The organism is Imperialibacter roseus, from assembly GCF_032999765.1.
GTDB classification, from domain to species: domain Bacteria; phylum Bacteroidota; class Bacteroidia; order Cytophagales; family Cyclobacteriaceae; genus Imperialibacter; species Imperialibacter roseus.
The window spans coordinates 664,425-684,554 of sequence record NZ_CP136051.1; the positions used below are offsets into that span (position 1 = coordinate 664,425).

Sequence of the window (20,130 nt, forward strand, 5' to 3'; positions counted from 1 at the left end):
GAAATGACCAGCCATTCAATATTTTACATACAAACAATGAATATATTAAAATCATTTTACATACATTTAATGAACAAATGAAATATTGACAGATGAAGGGTACCAACTTAGGAGAATTTGAAGAACTCGTTTTGCTCACGATAGCGGCCCTGATGGAGGAGGCCTACAGCGTGGCGGTTTGCGACGAACTTACCAAACACACTGGTAGGGAGGTGAAGCTGGGAGTGGTGCACGCCGTGCTCAACAGGTTGGAAGAAAAGGGCTATGTAAAGAGCGGCTTGGGCGAAGCTACCAACGTTCGTGGTGGCAGAAGAAAACGCTTCTACACAATTACCAGTGGCGGCAAGGCTACTTTGCTTAAAGCCAGGGAGCAACGTGACCAGCTTTGGAGCATGATCCCAGACGTTGTATTTAAAGGGATTTAATGAAAAATATTCTGCCTCCCCGCTGGGCCTCAAAGCTGCTGGAATGGTACTGCAAGCCTTCGCTTTACGAAGACCTCCAGGGTGATCTGTTTGAGTACTTCGAGCGCAATTTGCACAAACGGGGAACGGGTTATGCAAAGCTTATTTATATAATAGACGTGCTGAAGTTTTTCAGGCTGTATACGGTTCGCCGACGACAGCTTTTTGGAACATCAAATCAACTCATCATGATACGTAGTTACCTGAAAATAGCCCTGCGGTCAATGTCACGAAGCAAGTCCTATACTGCCATTAATATCGCAGGTTTGACACTTGGGCTCACGTGCGCTTTGTTCATCGCCTTTTATGTAGCGCATGAGATCAGCTACGATCGTTTTCATGCTGACAATGATAGAATATTGAGGATAAGCTCGGAATCTGTGAGTGAAGCTGGCATTTCTACTCTTGAGGCGACCACCCCTCCCGGCCTGGCCCTTCTTTTGAAAGACAATCTCCCGGAAATACAGCAAATGGTGAGGCTAATGCCTTCCACAGGTGGCCGGAACCTGGTTCAGGTCGATGGAAAGAGTTTTTACGAGCTGGGAATGTGCCGGGCCGATAGCAGCTTGTTTGATGTGCTAAGTTTCAACTTTATCCATGGCAGCGCAGCGACTGCTTTGCACGACCCACATTCGGCAGTCCTCACCGAATCATCAGCCAACAGATACTTTGGCACTACAGATTGTATGGGGAAAACTCTCCAGCTTGAAGACAACTGGATGATGGGTATCAAGACGCTGACGGTTTCGGCTGTGGTGGAAGACTTGCCGTCCAACTCGCATTTGCAGTTTACTATGTTCCGACCGATCAGAGGGACCATGTGGAGTGATTTTGCCAACGATGAGGTTAACAACTGGAGAAACAGAAGTTTCTACACCTATGTAAAGTTGCACAAGGAAGTGTCAGCCGAAGCATTCGAAGCCAAAATAGAATCTGTGGTCAAAAGTCACCGAAAGGAGCTAAAAGGACATTTTTTTACGCAATCCATAAGCGACATTCATTTGTATTCGTCGCTGCAGAGCGAAATGGCTGGAAATAGCAGTTACCGGGTTATCTACCTCTTGGGCACAATAGCGCTTATTATTATGGTAGTTGCCTGCATCAACTATGTAAATATGGCAACAGCCAGAGCGCTGGGAAGGGCCAAAGAAGTTGGCATCAGAAAGGTGAACGGGGCTTCCAAAAGTGAATTAGTCTACCAATTCATTTTCGAATCGGTGTTGCTGGCTTGCATTTCATTTGCACTGGCAATCGTTTTTGTGTGGCTGTTGATGCCGTCGTTCAATACCCTGGCGGATAAGAATTTTGAAATGGCCAGCGTCACGACGATTAACGGCTGGCTTTTCATATTCGCCGGAGTGATCCTCATAGGAGTGTTGGCTGGCATGTACCCTGCTTTCTATTTGAGTAGGTTCAAGCCTGTTAGCGCATTGAAGGGTGCCGTTGTTTCTGGCAGCAAAAGCAGTGTTAGCTTGCGGCAGGCTCTTGTTGCCATTCAGTTCGTGGTCTCTATCGGGCTGGTAATCGCCACAGCTGTTATTCATACCCAAATCACCTACATAAGGAACAAGGATCTGGGTATTTCGAAAAGTCAAGTAATTGTTTTGCCAGAATGCAATGATGAAGCCAGGCGAAAGAACCTAAAGCACCTTCTCCTTCAACACCCCTTCGTCGAGGAGGCGGGGAGCTCTTCCGGAAGGCTTGCGGGAAACTTTTGGAGTGGCCGCACTACCTCTGCGTCAACGGGACAGGAAATAGGACATAAGCTTGCCTATATCGATGATAGCTACTTCAAAGCAGCCGGCATTGAAGTGGTCGAACGCTGGGAGCACCCTTCGCTCCCTGATTCTGTGAGTCCTGTGATCATCAACGAAACAGCAGCCAGGTTGCTTGGGCTTCAGCAGCCGATAGGCGAAACGTTGATTTTGCCTGGCAGCCATACGCTTGACCGTATTGTAGGTGTTGTAAAGGATTTCCATTTCAGTTCGCTTCATGAAGCCATAGAGCCCATCATTTTCATGGAGAAGGAGGAATTTCTCCGCAACACGTATGTGCGAATTGCCCCTGGCAGCCAGCCCGAAGAAGCTGTTGCCGGTGTCAGAGCAGCCTGGGAAGAGGCATTCCCCGGACGGTTGTTTGAGTACTACTTTCTTGACCAGCAGTACGACCAATTATACAAGGCCGATGAGAAATTTGGTAAAATGGTGAGTTTGATGACCTCCATCGCCATTTTCATCGCTTTGCTGGGACTCCTTGGTCTCACTTCTTATGCAGTAAGGCGAAGGACGAGAGAAATTGGTATCAGGAAGGTGTTGGGCGCTTCGCCGGTTTCCATACTGGCTCTGATAGCCAGGAGCATTCTTATGATAGTGGCACTCTCGGAAATTGTCGCCTTGCCCCTCAGTGCGGTTTTCATGAGTAAATGGCTCGACAGCTTTGCTTACCGAATAGCCTTGCTTTCGAACCTTTGGATATTCATTGCGGCAGGAGCGGGAGTGCTCTGTCTGGCGATGCTGGCGGTAATGATTCAAACGCTAACTGCGGCACTTAAAAACCCTGTTGAAAGCCTTAGAACAGAATGACAAGCAAGACCAAATCGACACACCGGATCCGTCCTCCCCGCTGGGCCTCAAAGCTGCTGGAATGGTATTGCAAGCCTTCACTTTACGAAGACCTGCAGGGCGACCTGCTGGAATACTTCGAAAGGAATGTGGAGAAAAAAGGAATGTTGCGGGCCAAACTCATCTACATCGTCGATGTACTTAAATTTTTCAGAACCTACACAGTTCAAAAACCTCAAATATTTAAAGGAATGAATCAGTTTATCCTACTATCCAATTATTTCAAAACATCGGTGCGGAGCATGGCCAGAAGCAAGCTCTTCACTACTATCAACGTTGTGGGGCTGGCCATTAGCATGTCGGTAGGCTTGCTACTGATTGCTTTGCTGTACGACATTCAAAAAATAGACGATTTCCACACAAACAAGGATCGGATTTACAGAGTCATTTCGAAAAGACAGGTCAGCAATGGCGGCGTGAGTAATTTTGCCACGGCCTCCGTATTGGCAGCAGAAAGAGTGAGACAAGAGGTGCCAGGCGTGGAAAAAGTGGTAGTGCTCAACGGTGGCCTGACAGGAGACCTGAGCCTCGACGAGCGGGCGATTAGTGTTGCCGGTTTTTTTGCCTCGGAGGAATTTTTTGACATTTTCTCTTTTGATCTGAAACGGGGTAATCCAGGCGCAGTTTTGGCGGCTCCTAATACGGTGGTACTCACTGAAAGCACGGCAAAAAAGCTATTCGGAGATGCCGACGCAGTGGGCAAGACGATTTTCTTCGAAAATGCAGGCAGAGGGAATGCAGTTGCCGATAAATCGGAGTATCTCGTAACAGGCATCGTACAGGATGTCCCACAGAATTCTCACCTGCGGTTTAATCTGCTAGTTTCTTATGCCACCCTTGAAAAGCCAGGGTCCGATGCCAGCAAGCAGGACTGGCTGAAGGAAATGATGTCCGACAACGTTTATGTGCTGCTCGACCAGAACAACAGCCGGGAAGTGTTGGATCGCAATCTTGAGCGCATAAGCAGCGAGGAAAATGCGGCCTTTAAAAACGCCGGCACCACCGTTACTGCGAGTGCTCAAGCTTTCAACGACATTGTTCCCGGGCCGCACCTGATCAACTGGCGGGGACCTAAACTGGAAGCGAATACGGTCAACATACTCATTGCCCTGGTGGTTGTGATCATGGTGTCTGCCTGCTTCAACTATACCAACCTGTCCATTGCCAGGTCGCTTACCAGGGCCAAAGAAGTAGGTATACGCAAAGTGGTGGGTGCAGGGAAAGCACACATAGCCGGTCAGTTTATTGTTGAAGCTATAGTGATCTCGTTGTTATCGCTCTGTTTAGCCATCCTTTTATTTTTCCCGATACGGAACGAATTTTTGCAGCTGAATGAATTTGCCAGTGGCATGGTTTCGCTCAGTCCGTCGCCAGCTTTGTTTTTACTTTTTGGTGTCTTCGCAATTGCGATAGGCATTTTGGCGGGAGTGGTACCTGCCGTTTCGTTTTCAAAAATTAAGTCGCTGCACGTGAGCGGCCGACTGTCGAACCGGCCGATGAAGGGACTTGGTCTTCGCAGAACCCTCATCGTTTTGCAATATGCTTTTTCCCTGGCGTTCATTACAGTGGCCACTCTTGCCTATAAGCAGTTTCACTACTCGGTCAACTTCGATTTGGCTTATGATACAAAAAATGTATTGAACATAGATCTGCAGAAAAATAACCCGGACGTAGTTATTGAACAACTTCGCCAACTCAATGAGGTCGAAGCTGTTGCCCAATCATTTTCGGTCATGAGTACTGGCTATTATTGGTATACGCAGGTCAGGTACCTGGGCGATTCCGCCTACTTCAATTTCAATTCAATTGATGAGAACTATATCCCCCTCCTTGACCACAAGCTACTGGCCGGAAGCAACTTTCACCACATGGCAGGGGACGTAAAATCAGCCGGAGTTATTGTCAATGAAAAGTTTATCGAACGATTGGGTATTGGAAGTCCCGAAGAGGCAATCGGTAAAGTTGTGTATTTCAACGGTGTAAAAGAGTCAGTTTTAGGTGTTGTGGAAGACTTTCACTACGGCATGTTGGACAGCCCTGTGGAGCCCTTTGTGTTTCGCTATACACCGCAAAACTACAAAGTAGTGCATGTGAAGTTGAGAGACGGAGCGTTGCTGGCTGCAATGGACGAAATTTCAAGAACGTGGGATGAGCTTGATCCAAGTCACCCTTTAAAGGCAGAATTCTATGACCAGCATATAGAAGCAGCCTATCAGGAATATCTGACGATGGTGAAAGTGGTGGGATTTTTGGCCATCATTTCCTTGTCAATAGCCTCGTTGGGTTTGCTGGGGATGGTGGTTTTTACCACAGAATCCAGAATGAAGGAAATCAGCATCCGCAAGGTGTTGGGCGCAACCGAAGGCAGCTTGCTGTACTTGCTGAGCCGTGGATTTGTTACGCTGCTGTTGATTGCCGGCTTGTTGGCTGTCCCTGTCACCACCTGGGTTTTTGAAAAAAAGGTACTCTCTAATGTAATTTACAAGGCACCGGTGGGCCCACTAGAGCTTCTCTCAGGAGTAGCTTTTGTGCTGGTGTTGGCGCTCATTGCGATAGGTACACAAACGATAAAAGCTGCCCGAACTAACCCATCGCAAATCCTTCGAAATGAATAAGCGCAGGCCGATATCGTCACCTGTCCCCCGTAACGACGGACCGCCTCGCTGGGCCAGCCGCCTGCTTGAGTGGTATTGCAAGCCTTCGCTTTTTGAAGACTTGCAGGGCGACCTGTTGGAATACTTCGAAAGGAATGTCGAGAGCAAAGGGATGATTCGGGCTAAGCTCATTTATATAGTTGATGTATTGAAATTTTTCAGGCTTTACACAGTTCAAAAACCTCAAATATTAAAAAGGATGAATCAGTTTTACATTTTTGGCAACTACGTCAAAACGTCGGTGCGGAGCATGGCCCGCAACCGGTTGTTTACCACTATCAATGTGGTGGGGCTGGCAGTCAGTATGTCTGTCGGATTGTTAATCATTGCGTTCGTGTCGGATCTGTTTTCTTATGATAATTTCCACGAAAACAAGGATCGAACCTACAGGCTTATAGCTAAAGACCTACGCTCGAACGGGTCTGTGATGGAGTTGGCAACGACATCTGTGAAGGCAGGGGTTAATATCCGGGAGGAAGTGCCTGAGATAGAAAATCTCACCATCATGAGGAGGGGCTTTGACAGAGACGTGCAGGTAGCGGACAAAGTGATCCAGGTGGGCGGCTTTTGGGCCGACGAGTCATTTATGGATGTGTTTTCATTCAAGCTTTTGAAAGGGAATCCGGGCACTGCGCTGAAGGAGGTAAATTCCCTCGTTCTCACTGAAACGACCGCAAGAAAACTATTTGATGATACGGACGTCGTGGGGCGAATCGTGAAACTTGACACCGCCAGTTATCAGGTGACAGGGGTGTTGGAAGACATCCCGAAGCTTTCGCATATCAGGTTTGAGGCACTGGCTTCATTTGCTACGGTGGCTGCCGAAGAGCCGGACATGGATGGCGGCTTCTACAATTGGGAGAACATCTACATGAGCCATACATACATGACCGTTAAAGAAGGAAGCGATTTGGCGGCGATACAAGAAAAGCTTGATAAGATAAGCGAGACTGAGAATGCGGCGCTGGAAGGTAGAACAATCGATCTTTTCCTCCAGCCAATCGATGAAATCGCTGTTGGGCATCACTACACCAACGAAACAGGATCAACCATGAATATCATAGCGCTCTGGATACTGATCGGACTTGGTGCTGTGGTAATTATCTCCGCTTGTTTTAATTACACCAATTTGTCTATTGCGAGAGCCCTCCGCCGATCGAAGGAAGTAGGTATCCGGAAGGTGGTGGGAGCCTCGAAAGGCCAGGTTGTGGCCCAATTCCTGACCGAATCGGTTTTGATTTCGCTACTGGCCTTAGTGATTTCGTTCGGCCTTTTTCTGGTGCTCAAAAGGCAGTTTCTTTCTCTTCATAGCTTTCTATCGAATTTGGTATCGCTCGATCTCTCTTTTAATGTCGTTCTTGCATTTGCGGCATTTGCTATCGTTACGGGAATTGTGGCTGGCTTGCTACCAGCCATTTTCTTTGCAAAAATCCGGTCACTGGCCGTATTGAAGGGAGCGTCTGCCATCCTTTCGTCGAAGAGGCTTGGTTTGCGAAGAGGCCTTATTGTGGTTCAGTATGTCTTTTCACTCATTTTTATTACCACCACGCTTATCGGGTATGTCCAATACAAGGGAATGCTATCGTACGACCTCGGGTTTTCAACAAGCAATATCGTCAACATCAGGTTGCAAAATAATAAGCCTGAAATAGTGGAGGCCCGCATGGCAGCGCTGCCGGAAGTCGAGCAAATATCGAAATCCGCTATGGTCACCTCGCTTGGTTCGACCTGGGGCACTCAGGCCAAATACCAGGAAGATTCCGGTTTTGTGTGGCAAAACGGAATCAACGAGCAATACCTGCCATTGCATCGGCACACGCTGCTGGCAGGGAGAAACTTTGAAGCGAAGGCCCAAAGTGCTGCGGAAACGGAGGTCATTGTTAATGAAAAGCTGTTGGCTCGCTTTAATATCGCTCAGGATAACGTAGCCGAAGCGGTGGCTGAAGTGCTGACAATCGAAGGCAAGAGGCTTGCTATTATTGGCGTGGTCAAGGATTTTCACTACGAGACGCTGGAGGATCCTATTGAGCCGACAGTGCTGCGGTATGAATCCCAACCAGGTGGATATTTGAATGTTAAGGTGAACACAACCGACCTGTCGGCGACAATAGCTTCGCTGGAATTGGCCTGGGATGAAATAGATCCGGTTCACCCAATGGATGCGAAGTTTTACGATGAACAGATTGAACAAGCCTACAGCCAGTTTTCAGTGATGCTCAAGGTGATTGGGTTCCTGGCGTTTCTGGCAGTTTGCATCGCTTCGATGGGCTTGTTTGGCATGGTTGTATTCGCTACTGAAACCCGCCTGAAGGAAATAAGCATTCGAAAAGTGCTGGGAGCTGGCGAAGGCAGCCTTATTTACCTGCTCGGGCGTGGTTTTTTGTGGCTTCTTGGCATTGCAACGGCCATTGCTCTGCCTGTCACCTATTTGTTTTTTGACCAGGTAGTGCTGGCCCAATTTGCTTTTCATGCCCCTATCGGGTTCACCGAACTTTTTGGTGGAGTGGCTGTCGTGCTGGTGATAGCCTTTCTTATGATAGTTAGCCAGACGATGAAGGCTGCCGGCACTAATCCCGCCCAAATTCTCCGGAATGAGTAAACGTTCCCACATATCACCCCGTATCGACAGACCGCCCCGCTGGGCCACCCGGTTCCTGGAATGGTACTGCAAGCCTTCGCTTTACGAGGATCTGCAGGGAGACCTGCTGGAGTACTTCGGGCGGAATGTAGCTGCGAAAGGGCTGACCTACGCCAGGCTCATTTACATCATCGACGTGCTCAAATTCTTCAGACTATACACAGTGCAAAAACCTCAAATATTTAAAGGAATGAATCAGTTTATCTTACTATCCAACTACTTCAAAACCTCGGTCCGTAGCATGGCCAGGAATAAGCTTTTCAGCACCATCAATGTGGTGGGACTGGCCATCAGTATGTCAGTCGGGCTGCTCATGATTGCCTTCCTCACCGACATTTACTCATTCGACACTTTCCATGAAAAGTACGATCGCATTTACCGGGTGGGTAACACATACCAGCGACTGGAGGAGGACGAAAGCAAATTCGCTTCCACCTCTATTCAGGCAGCCAATCGTATCAAAAGTGATGTGCCGGGTATTGAGGAGATGGTGCTGATAACGAGAAACTTCCGTGGAGACGCAGCTTACAACAGTAAAGTCATTGCGATAGAGGGGCTTTATGCGCAGGAATCTTTCTTTTCTGTGTTTTCCTTTAAGCTGAAACAAGGTGATGCAGCCACCGTGCTTAAAGAACCGTATTCCGTAGTGCTGGATGAGACCACGGCAAAAAAGCTTTTCGATGACAAAGACCCGGTTGGAGAGCTGATCAAGCTCAACGACAAGGATAGCTACACTGTTACCGGAGTGATGGAGGATATGCCTGGAAATTCACATTTGAGGGCACCGGTAGTGGCGTCTTACTCTACTTATGAAATTAAAGAAAAGGAAAACGAAGAGTCGACCAGGCTCACTCGCTGGAACAACATGTGGTCTAACTACATTTACATTGTTGTCAGACCTGATCAGGACATGGAGGCTTTGCAGGCCAGTCTGAATCAGATTAGCGAAGATGAGAATAAAGTTGACGAGCACACGACTATCAACATGTGGCTACAACCTCTGGCTGCTATCGTGCCAGGAGAAGATCTAAGCAACCAGATCGGACCCAGCTTGGAATTGAAAATTGTCTGGATCATCGTAGCGCTCTCTTTCGTGGTGCTCGTTTCAGCTTGTTTTAACTATACCAATTTGTCCATTGCCCGCTCGCTCAGGAGGTCAAAAGAAGTGGGTATTCGAAAAACTGTCGGCGCCTCTGCAGGAAATGTCTTCACTCAGTTTATCCTGGAGGCTGTAGTCATCTCTGGCTTGTCTCTGCTTTTCGCTTTTGTGCTGTATTATCTTATTCTCCGGCCGAGGTTTTTGGAACTGGGTGAGGAAATCGGGGAGATGGTCACACTCCATCCTTCAGCGTTGACATTCTTATATTTTGGCTTGCTGGCAGTCATCGCAGGTCTTTTTGCAGGGTTCTTCCCGTCGCTTTTCCTGTCACGGATCAGCGTGCACAAAGTACTAAAGGATGTTTCGTCCCTGAAACTATTCGGCAACATCGCTTTTCGTAAGGTGCTGATTGTTTTTCAGTACACGCTGTCTCTTGCTTTTATTATAGGTGCTACCATGGCCTACAAGCAATACGACTTCGCAGTCAACTTCGACCTTGGCTACGAGACGGAAAATATTCTTAATATCGATTTGCTGGGCAATGATGTCGAGAAAGTAAGAACCGCTTTGTCTGAAATTCCAGAAATCACCGCCATGTCGGCTTCAACGCTTGTCACAAGTGTGGGGAGCTATTGGGGCACTAAGGCCAAATACAAGGACCCGCTGGACTCCACCAATATACATTACAATGGCATTGACGAAAACTACATTCCTATTCACGGGTTGGAGATCATTGCAGGCCGAAATTTCATTCCGCAGTCGGATAGTTCGGCGGAGAGCCAGATCATCGTGAATGAAAAGCTTCTTAAGCGATTCAATATTGGAGAGCCATTGGATGCCATTGGGGAGACGCTGAAGGTGGATGACAAGGACGTTAAGATAGTGGGTGTGGTAAAGGATTTTCACTACGGTAAAATAGATTCCCCTATAAAGGAATTTGCTTATCGTTATCATGCAGACCAGTACTACGTCATTAATGCTTTGATATCATCGGCCGACATTCCTGGCACAATGGAGAAAATTGAAAGTAAATGGGATGAACTGGACGCCATCCATCCTTTCGAGGCGGAGTTTTACGACGACAGGATTCAGAAGTCGTACGATGAGTACCTGATCATGGTGAAGATTATCGGGTTTCTTGCATTTTTGGCCATTTCCATCGCCTCACTGGGCTTACTAGGAATGGTGGTGTTTACGACAGAAACCAGGCTGAAAGAAATAAGTATCCGTAAAGTGCTGGGCGCAACAGAGCGAAACCTTGTGTTGCTGCTGGGCAAAGGATTCATAACACTCCTTATTGTAGCTACTGCCATCGCAGTGCCTGCTACCTGGTATTTTTTCAATCAAATAGTGTTTAACGACCTGGCCTACAAAGCGACCTTTGGCTTTCTGGAACTGTTTGGAGGTGTTCTGGTGGTTTTTGGCATTGCTGCGCTCGCTGTGGGCTCTCAAACTGTGAGAGCTGCCCGGACGAACCCGGCGGACACACTGCGGAACGAGTAGCGCCCATGTGATTAGATCTTAACACCAGGGGGACTAAAAATCCCCCTGTTTACGGTAGAGGGTCAGGCAACTCTAAGCTGTTACCAAGCGTAAGTAAGGTCATACTCCAACCGTATTTTATGGCCGTGATCGATTTGCTTGATATAGCTGCTTTCCAGTTAGCCTAATTTTTATTGTATGTGGTCAAACACTATGACAACCATTCCTACCAAGATTTGTATCGTTGAAGATAACTTTGTTATCAAAGAAGGCTACAAGATTCTGATCGACAGTATTTCTAAATACCATGTCGTGAATACATATACTTCTTGTGAAGAGGCCCTGGATAATATCGAAAGCGACGCACCAGATGTAGTATTGATGGACCTGGAACTGCCGGGCATGAGCGGCATTGAAGGCATTGGGCGCATTAAGAAGAAGCTTCCGAAGGCCAATATAATAGTGGTTTCGCTGCATACGGACAAAGAATCAGTTTTCCAGTCGTTCAATGCAGGTGCAGCTGGCTTCATGGCAAAGGCTGTTAGCTACAGCGATCTTCTTGACGGTATTGACGAAGTGCTACAGGGAGGCGCCCCTCTTTCCAAAGAAATATCACGCATGGTTATCGAATCTTTTCAACGCAACACAGACTCGCCGCTTTCCAGGAGAGAAACAGAGGTGCTGGAGAAACTGGCAGAGGGAAAGAGCTATTCCCAGATCGCTGATGAATTATTTGTTCACAGAGAAACCATCAAGACGCACATCAAAAATATCTACATAAAGCTGGGCGTAAAATCAAAAGCCAACGCCATTGAGATTGGCCGCCACAACAAGTACATCTAAGTTTCAACCTGAATATACAATTGGAAAAAAGCCTCATTAGAGGCTTTTTTCATTTCCAGCTTGCTCAATTCACCCTGCAAAGGAATTTCCCCTTGTACACATGCTTTCTCAAGCGGCCTTTCATTATATTATTTTCAATGAAACATGCTTTCTGTTGGAATTATTGAGCGCCCCACATTTTAAAATCCCACAAATAGGGGGAATTAATCCCGCAACACTTCGCTGACATTTGAGATTGGATACTTCCGCGAAGGTAGCGGACTCTTTCCGGCAGCGAAAACCAAGGACAGCGAGGCGACATGCATAACCTGTGTGTATCGAATGGCTTGATAGCCACAATCATTTTTAACTACAATCCAATTATTTTCTTATGAGAAAAATTCTACTGATTACAATTTTGTTTACTGCGACAGCATTAACCCATGTTTGGGCGCAGGACCGAACCGTATCCGGTAAGGTAGTCTCAGCCGAAGACGGCACAGAGCTACCTGGTGTGAACGTGGTGCTGAAAGGCACCGCAACTGGTACCGTCACTGATATTGACGGTAATTATAAAATCACCGTTCCTTCATCGGGAGGGACATTGGTTTTTTCATTTATTGGTCTTTTGTCCCAGGAAACTGAAATCGGCTCCCGTTCCGTCATCGACGCTAGCATGGAGTCCGACGTGAAACAACTCTCTGAGGTGGTTGTGACAGCAGTTGGTATTGAGCGGGAGAAGAAAGCACTTGGCTATGCTGTAACGGAGCTGAAAAGCGACCAGATAGCTCAAAAATCTGAGCCCGATGCTTTGAGAGCCTTGCAGGGTAAAATACCCGGCGTCAACATCATTGGCGCAGGTGGTGCGGCTGGCCAGGGTTCTAACATCACCATCAGGGGAGCCTCTTCTCTGCTGGGAAACAACCAACCGCTTTGGGTAGTGGATGGTGTGCCTTTTGACAACACCACCTATGCCACTGGCTCATTTACCAGCCAAACCACTACGTCCAACCGTTCCTTTGATCTTGACCCCAACACCATCGAGTCAATGACAGTGTTGAAGGGTGCTGCAGCTGCGGCGCTCTATGGCTCAAGGGCTGCGAATGGTGTGATTGTAGTAACAACTAAAGCTGGTAAGAAAGGAACCCGTAAGGGAATGGAAATCAGTGTAAACACTTCCTATTCCACTGAGAAAGTATCCAATTTGCCTGATTATCAGACCCAGTATACGCAGGGCAATAACTTCCTTTATGTTGATGGTAACTTTGGCACGTGGGGTGCTCCCTTCGATTTGAATTCGCCTGCATGGCAAGTGAGAGAGAATGCCACGCTAATCAAAAGCATAGACCCTGCTACTGGGCGCCCCTGGGTGGCTCACCCCTACGACCGGTATAATAACCCGAATAATACGCCTTACTTCCCTGAATTTGGTAGCGATTCAGTGCTTCTTGGTACTTACAATACTCCTAAGGATTTTTTCCAGACAGGTGGAGTTCTTGAAACTGCCGTGAATATTTCAGGAGGCAATGACAAGGCCAATTTCGTGGCCGGCCTTTCCAGAATGAACAATCAGGGAATTGTGATTAACAACGAAGTGACCAGAACCAGCATGAACTTTGGTGGCAACACCACGCTGGACAATGGCATTTTCATTGGCGGTAGCATGACCTATGTGAATACTGATCTTACCTCGCCTCCGTCAACTGGTTTGTTCTCTGGCGGGCCATCTGTAACACAGCGTTTGCTTTTCACTCCACCAAACGTCAATGTGAAAGGGCTACCTTATCAGGATGCCAATGGCAATCAGGCTTTCTATCGCCCTGACAACGACAACCCTTACTTTCTGGCCTACCATGCGCCACATACCAGCGATGTGGACAGGTACTTCGGAAATTTCAATATCGGCTACGACGTTTTCGAGTGGTTGAACGTGACGTACAAAGTTGGTTTTAACGGCTTTACAGACCGCAAACTAGAGGTGCTTCCAAGAAGCAATACAGCATTTCCCACAGGCCGGATCATCAAAGATGACCTGAGAAGGATGGAGCTGGATGGTAACTTGCTTGTGACTGTTTCAAGAGATTTGTCTGAACACATAGGGCTAAAGGCCATCGTTGGTCACAACGCTAACCTTCGTACCGTGGATCGCCAGGCATTTCAGGGAGTGGGTATCATCGTTGATGGTATCAACGACCTCGACAACACGCAAAGCGTGACGCCTTTTGGAGGGAATAAATCTGAAAGAGCCTACCAGGCCTTCCTTGCTGACCTTTCTTTCTCGTACAAGGACTATCTTTTCCTTAACCTAACAGGTCGGAATGATTTAACCTCGGCACTGCCTAAAGACAAGAGGAGCTATTTCTACGGAGGCGCAAGCTCATCTTTCATTTTCACTGATGCCCTGAATATTTCTAACGACATCCTGAATAGCGGAAAAATTAGGGTAGGCGTTGCCAAGGTGGGTAGTGACCCATCGCCATACCTCACACAGTCAGTGTTGTTCAATACCAACCCATCCGGGCCAGGCTTTGGTAACAATATTGCCTTTGTTGATTTTCCTTTCATTGGAACCAACGGACAAACTGTTTCCGGCGGTTTGGGCAATGGGCTGTTAACGCCTGAATTTACTACTGAATATGAAATCGGTACCGATCTGAGGTTGTTCAAAAACAAGGTCGGAATAGACTTTACTTATTATAACCGAAACACTACTGACCAGATAGTGGCGATTACTGTGCCGTCTACTTCCGGCTTCAACAGTGCCGTGTCTAATATCGGTAAAGTGAGTAACAAGGGAATCGAAGTTGGCCTGGATCTCACGCCAGTATCGCTGGCCAATGGGTTCAACTGGAATATTTTTGCTTCGTTTACCCGCAACCGCAATGTGGTTGAAGAGCTGACAGAAGGCCTGGATGAAGTGTTTATCAATGGCTTCGGCAATAGCGTAAGGGTGGTTCATGCTGTGGGCTTGCCATACGGTCAGATCAAAGGCTCCGTAGCTGCCAGATCCGAAGACGGCCAACTATTGGTAGATCCTGCCACAGGAAAGCTCATTCAATCGTCTGAGGAGCAAATTATAGGCGACCCTAACCCTAATTACATTCTGGGTGTCACCAACAGCTTCACCTACAAAGGCATAACTCTGAATGTGCTCTTCGATTATCGTGATGGTGGCGATATGTGGTCAGGCACCTACAATCAGGTATATGGCCGTGGTTTAACCACAGGTACCGTGCCAGAGGGCCCAAGAGGTCGTGAAGTAACGGTTGTCATCCCCGGCGTGGTTGGTGATCCAAACACACAAAGTGCAAAGCTGGATGACAATGGAAATACCATTCCTAACACAACTTCGCTGACTGTCAACGACTGGTACTTTATCAACACATTCGGAAGTTCAGGGCCGGAAGAGTTCTCTGTGTTTGACGCAAGCACCATCCGCTTGAGGGAGATTTCTCTTGGCTATTCGTTGCCAAAGAACCTCCTGAGCAAGACACCTTTTGGTTCTGCTAACATCTCATTATCAGGCAGGAATTTATGGTTCAAAGCGCTCAATTTCCCTGATGATCTCAATTTTGACCCAGAGACAAACTCCCTGGGAACGGGTAATGTGGAAGGCTTGAGTGCATTCCAGAGCGGTAATGCCCAGGGCATTGACCTGGGAATTATCCCAACCACAAGGAGATATGGTGTTAACCTAAGATTCACTTTTTAATTGAAGAGAATATGAAGATTTTAAATAATAAACTTTCAAAGGTAGTGATAGTGATGCTGGCGATATTTAGCATGTCGTGTGGCTCAGACTTCCTTGATGTAAACACTGACCCAAATAACCCGTCTGAAGCCTCATTGAACCTGCTTTTACCAGCAGCGCAGGTGTCGGCTGGTTTTTGGACGACCAGGAACGTGCAGGAAAATGCATCTGCATTTATTCAGCACTATACAAGGCTGAACCAGAGCACCTATAATATCACCGGTGCCAACTTCTCCAACGACTTTAATTCGATGTTTGATCAGGCGCTTAAAGACTTGCAGACAATTGTTAAACAGGGAGAAGAAGCAGGGTTCAAAGGATACTCTGGTATTGCTAAAGTAATGAAAGCTTACTTGTACATGGTGCTGGTGGATACCTGGGGCGATGTGCCCTACACTGAGGCACTGCAAGGTGAGGAGGTATTGTTTCCGCATTATGAAGACGATGCTGCCGTCTACGACCACATCATTGATTTGGTTGATGTTGCGAAGGCTGACCTGAAGGAAGCCATTGAGAACAGCGAGTCGCCAGTTTCAAGTGATTTGATTTACGGCGGCAACTACAGCAAGTGGGTGAAAGCGGCCAATACACTTAAACTCCGTTTGCTGCTCAATATTCGTTTGGTCGATGCCGCCAGATCGAAAGCAGGCATTGAAACGCTGATAACCGAGAACAATTTTATATCGACCAATGCTGACGATTTTCAGTTCACGTTTGGGTCGTCTGTGTCTCCCATGAACCAGCACCCCATTTATCAGCAGGAGTACATCCCTGGCAGCAAAACTCAGTACATGAACAATTACTTCATGTACCATCTGATTGCTAAAAATGACCCCCGCCTGCCATTCTACATTTTCAGACAGGGAGAAGACGCTGACCTGGATTTCCAGACCCAGCCATGTTCTCAAAGGAGCGATTGTGTGTATGGATGGCTTGGAGGACAAGAGCCTTCAAATGGCCTCCCTGCATTGGGTGCTGCGGCCGACGGTTATATTGGCAGAGATCATGGAGATCCGTCAGGTATCCCTGGTGACAACACTATCAGAGCAACTTTTGGCGTGTATCCGATAGGCGGTTCCTATGATGTTGGCCCCTCTGGGGGGGAGCGCAGGTTCGACAGGGGGCACGGCACGGGTGCTGGTATTATGCCCTGGCTGACTAATTTCCATGTATCATTTATGCTGGCAGAAGCGGCCATTACGCTGGGTACACCAGGCGATCCTTTGGCACTTACACTAAAAGGCATCAAGGACTCCTTCAGCAAAGTGGAGGCTTTTGGCCTGGCAATTGATCCTAACAATGCGGTAGCAATGGATCAGGCTGATGTTGATGACTACCTTGATGCCATTTCAGATAGCTATGCAGCTGCCGGAAACAACAGCCAAAGACTGAACATCGTGATGACGGAAAAATTCTATGCCAGCTATGGCAATGGGTTTGAGTCGTACACTGATTACCGTCGCACAGGCATGCCAAACGATCAGCCGTCGTCTCTTGCGCCGAGCGGCCCATTCCCTTTGAGGCTTCCATACCCTCCGGGAGAGCTTTCTTCTAATCCAAACGCCCCCAATCCGGTGCCTTTGGTAAGTGAGCCAATTTTCTGGGATGCTAACTAACCATTAAAGAGAAAGAACATGAAGAAAATAAGCATATTAACTGTAGTATTTGCCTGGCTCATTCTATTGAACGGTTGTCAGGACGAGGACTGGAATCCAGCACCGGATATCAACGACAATATTGGGGCGGTGACGAAAATTTCGGTGAACCCAAGTAAAAACTTCTTCAATGCCCTGAATCCTTTGGCGTCAGAGGAGGTGGAGTTTACCATTGATGTGGACGGCTTTGACGTAACAGAGGTGTCGAGTGTGGATATCATGCTAACGTTTACCGAAAAGGATGGTACCTACAATGAACTGGAGGATGTGTACGTGGATAAAGTGTATGATGCAGTGAAGGTCGGTGAGGTTACTTCCTTTCCATCTACATTCAGCCTGACTGCTGCTGCTGCTGCGGAGTCACTGGGCGTTGACATTGATTTTTTTAAGGTAGGCGATGGTTTTAACCTCACTTTTCCAATCCACTCTACCGATGGAAGAACTTTCACAGTGGCGCTTAACAGCGATTTGTGCCAGCAGCCTGCCCAGCCATCCTTCGGGGGCTGTAATGTGCGCTGGTCGATTGCCTGTGCGTCCGATCTTGGTGGAAGCTATGACTTTTCTACAACTGTGATCGCAGCTGGTCCTGGTGGGGCAGCTGGCAATTGCAGCAACCCGGTTACCGGCACAGGTACCCTAACAGCGCTTGGTGGTGGTAGGTATGCCGTCTCCGATGCTACATTTGGTCAGTATGACTGTGCCTGGGACGATACACCGGCGGTTGGTGTACGGTTGGTGGATGTGTGCAACAAGATTAGCCTTACTGGCTCCGATCAGTATGGCCTTATTTACACCTTCGTTATTAAAAACAACGATGGCACTGCCTTAACGATAGACTGGTCCAATGATTACGGAGACGCAGGCACCACTGTTTTGACACGGACAGATAGCAAAACATGGCCATTGCAACTTTCTAATTGAGGTTATTGATGAAGAATAAAAAAGAGGCGAAAGCCTCTTTTTTATTCTTTCTTTACAAATTCAAAGTACATGGCTTGTCCATCCCCGGATATCTGAACCTCAAGCCTGTCTCCCTCTAGCGTGTAGCTAATCTTCTTTGGAAAATCGTGTGTCGGGTTTTCGCAAACAAAGCCCTGCTTGCTAACCTGGGTGAATTGAAATAGCACAGGCGCTTTATTCTCTGGCACGTCGGCTATGTAGTAGATGCTTCCATTTTCAACTACAATGCTCAGTTTTTCCAAAAAGGTAGTGTCCTCTCCCTGCATAGAAACCCCGAACCCTATCCACTTTGTTTTGCTGTCCTTTTCCCACCTTTCATGAGCGCTTTTTCCTGGCTTTACATTTCTGCGCTCCCAGGTGCCTTCCAGCCACGAGAGCTTTTTAAAATTTTTGGCAGAAGCGGCGTTTGCCGACTGTGCATATGACAACGAGGCTGTCAATAGGAGCAGAGTAATGGTCAGGATTGACTTCATAGTTTTTTATTCAACATCAGCTAATCGAAAGCATTTTGTATTGTAAAAAGCCGACACCTATTTGTGAAGGAAGAAATTGGCCATGTTTTCTTCGTTGAAAAGGAAGCCTGTGGGTTCTTCCCCGGTAAATGCTTTGAAGTTCCTGATAAAATGAGACTGGTCGAAATGGACGGAATCTAGTGGCAGTTGCACCCACGCCGGACCTCGCTTCTCGTATATCATGAATTAATAAAGCTACCTGGTTTAAATATAACGCAATGGCAGCTTTATTGAACCATCATTGTTGATTTATGATTGTCAGAGTCAATTAGAAATCAACGATCGCAAATTCTTCAATTTTTTTCCTCTTCCTCGGCGCCAGCTCTCTCTGCTGCAGGTCTTCAGGCAGACTCTCATGGCTGTCCCGATAGCCAACGGCAATCATTACTACTGGTTGCAGATTTTCACGGAGGTTGAATGATTCTCTGGCCATCGTTCTGTCAAATCCACCCATTTGATGGAGCGAAAGCCCGAGGTGAGTAGCCTCAACACTTAAGTTGCCAACGGCCAAACCCAGGTCATACAGCGCAGAATGATTTGGGGCGCCATTGCTGTACGTAGTGCGTGCCATCACCAGCAGCAACACGGGGGCATCTGGCGCCCAGGGTTGGTTACCCGGGGCAAGTGTCTTCGCCAGCGTGTCATGGCTTTTCGTACCTTTTTGTGCCGCCAGTACCTCCCAGGGCTGTTCGTTCATGGCAGAGGGCGCCCAACGCATGGCTTCAAGAAGTTGGTTGACGGCGCTACGGCTCACCTTTTTTGGTGAGAAGGATCTTGGACTCCACCTTTCTTTAATGAGCGGATGTATATCGAAGTCGGTGGGGGTTTCCTTTTGTATTAATGTGGATGTCATGGAGGTATCAATATTTAATGTATATACATATAAATACGATAATCTCCATGAAAGTTCCACAATGCTCAAAAATAGCCGGTAGGGTGAGAATTCCCTGCAATCACAACCTTAGTGTAGGTTGCTATTGCACTTACAGTCACCTGGTTTACGGCAAGTCTTCAGTTTCCACAAGCTTTTTTAACTTATAGACAGTCAATGGCTTAGATATAAAATCAGTTACAAATGACAGTTCTTTAATCTTCTCAATTTCATCTCTCAGAATCGTGGAGCTTACCACATATAAGCAGGTGTGGTGAGTTTGATGAAGATTTAATCTTTGATAGTCAGAAAGGAATTGCCAGCCGTTATACTGCGGCATATTCAAATCCAGCATAATATGCGTTGGATAGCTCTGTGCGTTCGAATCCAGGGAGGATAGATAGGCTAACCCTTCAACGGCACTTTCAAAACTTCTGATTCTGAAATCGCCAGAAATCTCCTCAATCATTTTTTTACAAATGAAATTATTGATTGGGTCATCATCAATAACTATTAGCTCCTTCATATCCGTAAACTCCATTATCATAGAAGTAATGCTGTTTTACTTTCAGTAAATATAAAAAAAATAACATTAAATAAA

At 47.2% G+C, this 20,130-nt stretch carries 13 protein-coding genes; 9 read left to right on the top strand and 4 right to left on the bottom strand.

Translation table 11 applies throughout. The annotated features are described in order from the left end of the window. The first annotated feature begins 92 nt into the window (after window positions 1-92). The 9 genes from RT717_RS02830 to RT717_RS02870 all read left to right on the top strand — a co-directional run bounded on the left by RT717_RS02830 (window position 93) and on the right by RT717_RS02870 (window position 18,107). The gene (locus RT717_RS02830; RefSeq protein ID WP_151998862.1) at window positions 93-425 is read left to right on the top strand and encodes a PadR family transcriptional regulator; all 333 of its coding nucleotides are present in this window, start codon (window positions 93-95) and stop codon (window positions 423-425) included. Next, entirely contained in the window at window positions 425-3,046 is a 2,622-nt protein-coding gene (locus RT717_RS02835; protein WP_317490231.1) for an ABC transporter permease, read from the top strand. The genes RT717_RS02830 and RT717_RS02835 overlap by 1 nt, the downstream gene beginning before the upstream one ends. Continuing rightward, a complete protein-coding gene (locus RT717_RS02840; protein ID WP_317490232.1) occupies window positions 3,043-5,700 on the top strand; it encodes an ABC transporter permease in 2,658 nt (885 codons plus the stop codon). The genes RT717_RS02835 and RT717_RS02840 overlap by 4 nt, the downstream gene beginning before the upstream one ends. Beyond that, window positions 5,693-8,338, top strand: a complete 2,646-nt coding sequence (locus RT717_RS02845; protein ID WP_317490233.1) for an ABC transporter permease — start codon at window positions 5,693-5,695, stop codon at window positions 8,336-8,338. Before RT717_RS02840 ends, RT717_RS02845 begins: the two co-directional genes overlap by 8 nt. After that, window positions 8,331-10,979 carry an ABC transporter permease gene (locus RT717_RS02850; RefSeq protein WP_317490234.1) on the top strand — a complete coding sequence of 883 codons (2,649 nt, stop codon included), beginning with the start codon at window positions 8,331-8,333 and terminating at the stop codon, window positions 10,977-10,979. Before RT717_RS02845 ends, RT717_RS02850 begins: the two co-directional genes overlap by 8 nt. Window positions 10,980-11,156: 177 nt before the next feature. Continuing rightward, window positions 11,157-11,801 (top strand): response regulator transcription factor, encoded by a 645-nt coding sequence (locus tag RT717_RS02855; RefSeq protein ID WP_226940472.1) that lies wholly within the window; start codon window positions 11,157-11,159, stop codon window positions 11,799-11,801. Between the two features lie 370 nt (window positions 11,802-12,171). After that, on the top strand, window positions 12,172-15,492 hold the full coding sequence (locus tag RT717_RS02860) for a SusC/RagA family TonB-linked outer membrane protein (RefSeq protein ID WP_317490235.1): 3,321 nt from the start codon (window positions 12,172-12,174) through the stop codon (window positions 15,490-15,492). A gap of 11 nt (window positions 15,493-15,503) precedes the next feature. Then, window positions 15,504-17,147, top strand: coding sequence for a SusD/RagB family nutrient-binding outer membrane lipoprotein (locus RT717_RS02865; protein WP_317490236.1), 1,644 nt, complete (start codon window positions 15,504-15,506; stop codon window positions 17,145-17,147). Between the two features lie 18 nt (window positions 17,148-17,165). Beyond that, on the top strand, window positions 17,166-18,107 hold the full coding sequence (locus RT717_RS02870) for a hypothetical protein (RefSeq protein ID WP_317490237.1): 942 nt from the start codon (window positions 17,166-17,168) through the stop codon (window positions 18,105-18,107). Window positions 18,108-18,148: 41 nt separating this feature from the next. Here the strand turns inward: RT717_RS02870 and RT717_RS02875 are convergent, their stop codons facing one another. The 4 genes from RT717_RS02875 to RT717_RS02890 form a co-directional block, all read right to left on the bottom strand. Then, complete coding sequence (locus tag RT717_RS02875) at window positions 18,149-18,619, bottom strand: DUF6265 family protein (RefSeq protein WP_317490238.1); 471 nt, start codon at window positions 18,617-18,619, stop codon at window positions 18,149-18,151. Between the two features lie 57 nt (window positions 18,620-18,676). Continuing rightward, window positions 18,677-18,841 carry a hypothetical protein gene (locus RT717_RS02880; protein ID WP_317490239.1) on the bottom strand — a complete coding sequence of 55 codons (165 nt, stop codon included), beginning with the start codon at window positions 18,839-18,841 and terminating at the stop codon, window positions 18,677-18,679. An 85-nt stretch (window positions 18,842-18,926) separates the two neighbouring features. After that, on the bottom strand, window positions 18,927-19,511 hold the full coding sequence (locus RT717_RS02885; protein ID WP_317490240.1) for a nitroreductase family protein: 585 nt from the start codon (window positions 19,509-19,511) through the stop codon (window positions 18,927-18,929). Between the two features lie 145 nt (window positions 19,512-19,656). Next, window positions 19,657-20,070, bottom strand: coding sequence for a response regulator (locus RT717_RS02890; RefSeq protein ID WP_317490241.1), 414 nt, complete (start codon window positions 20,068-20,070; stop codon window positions 19,657-19,659). Window positions 20,071-20,130 lie beyond the last annotated feature (60 nt).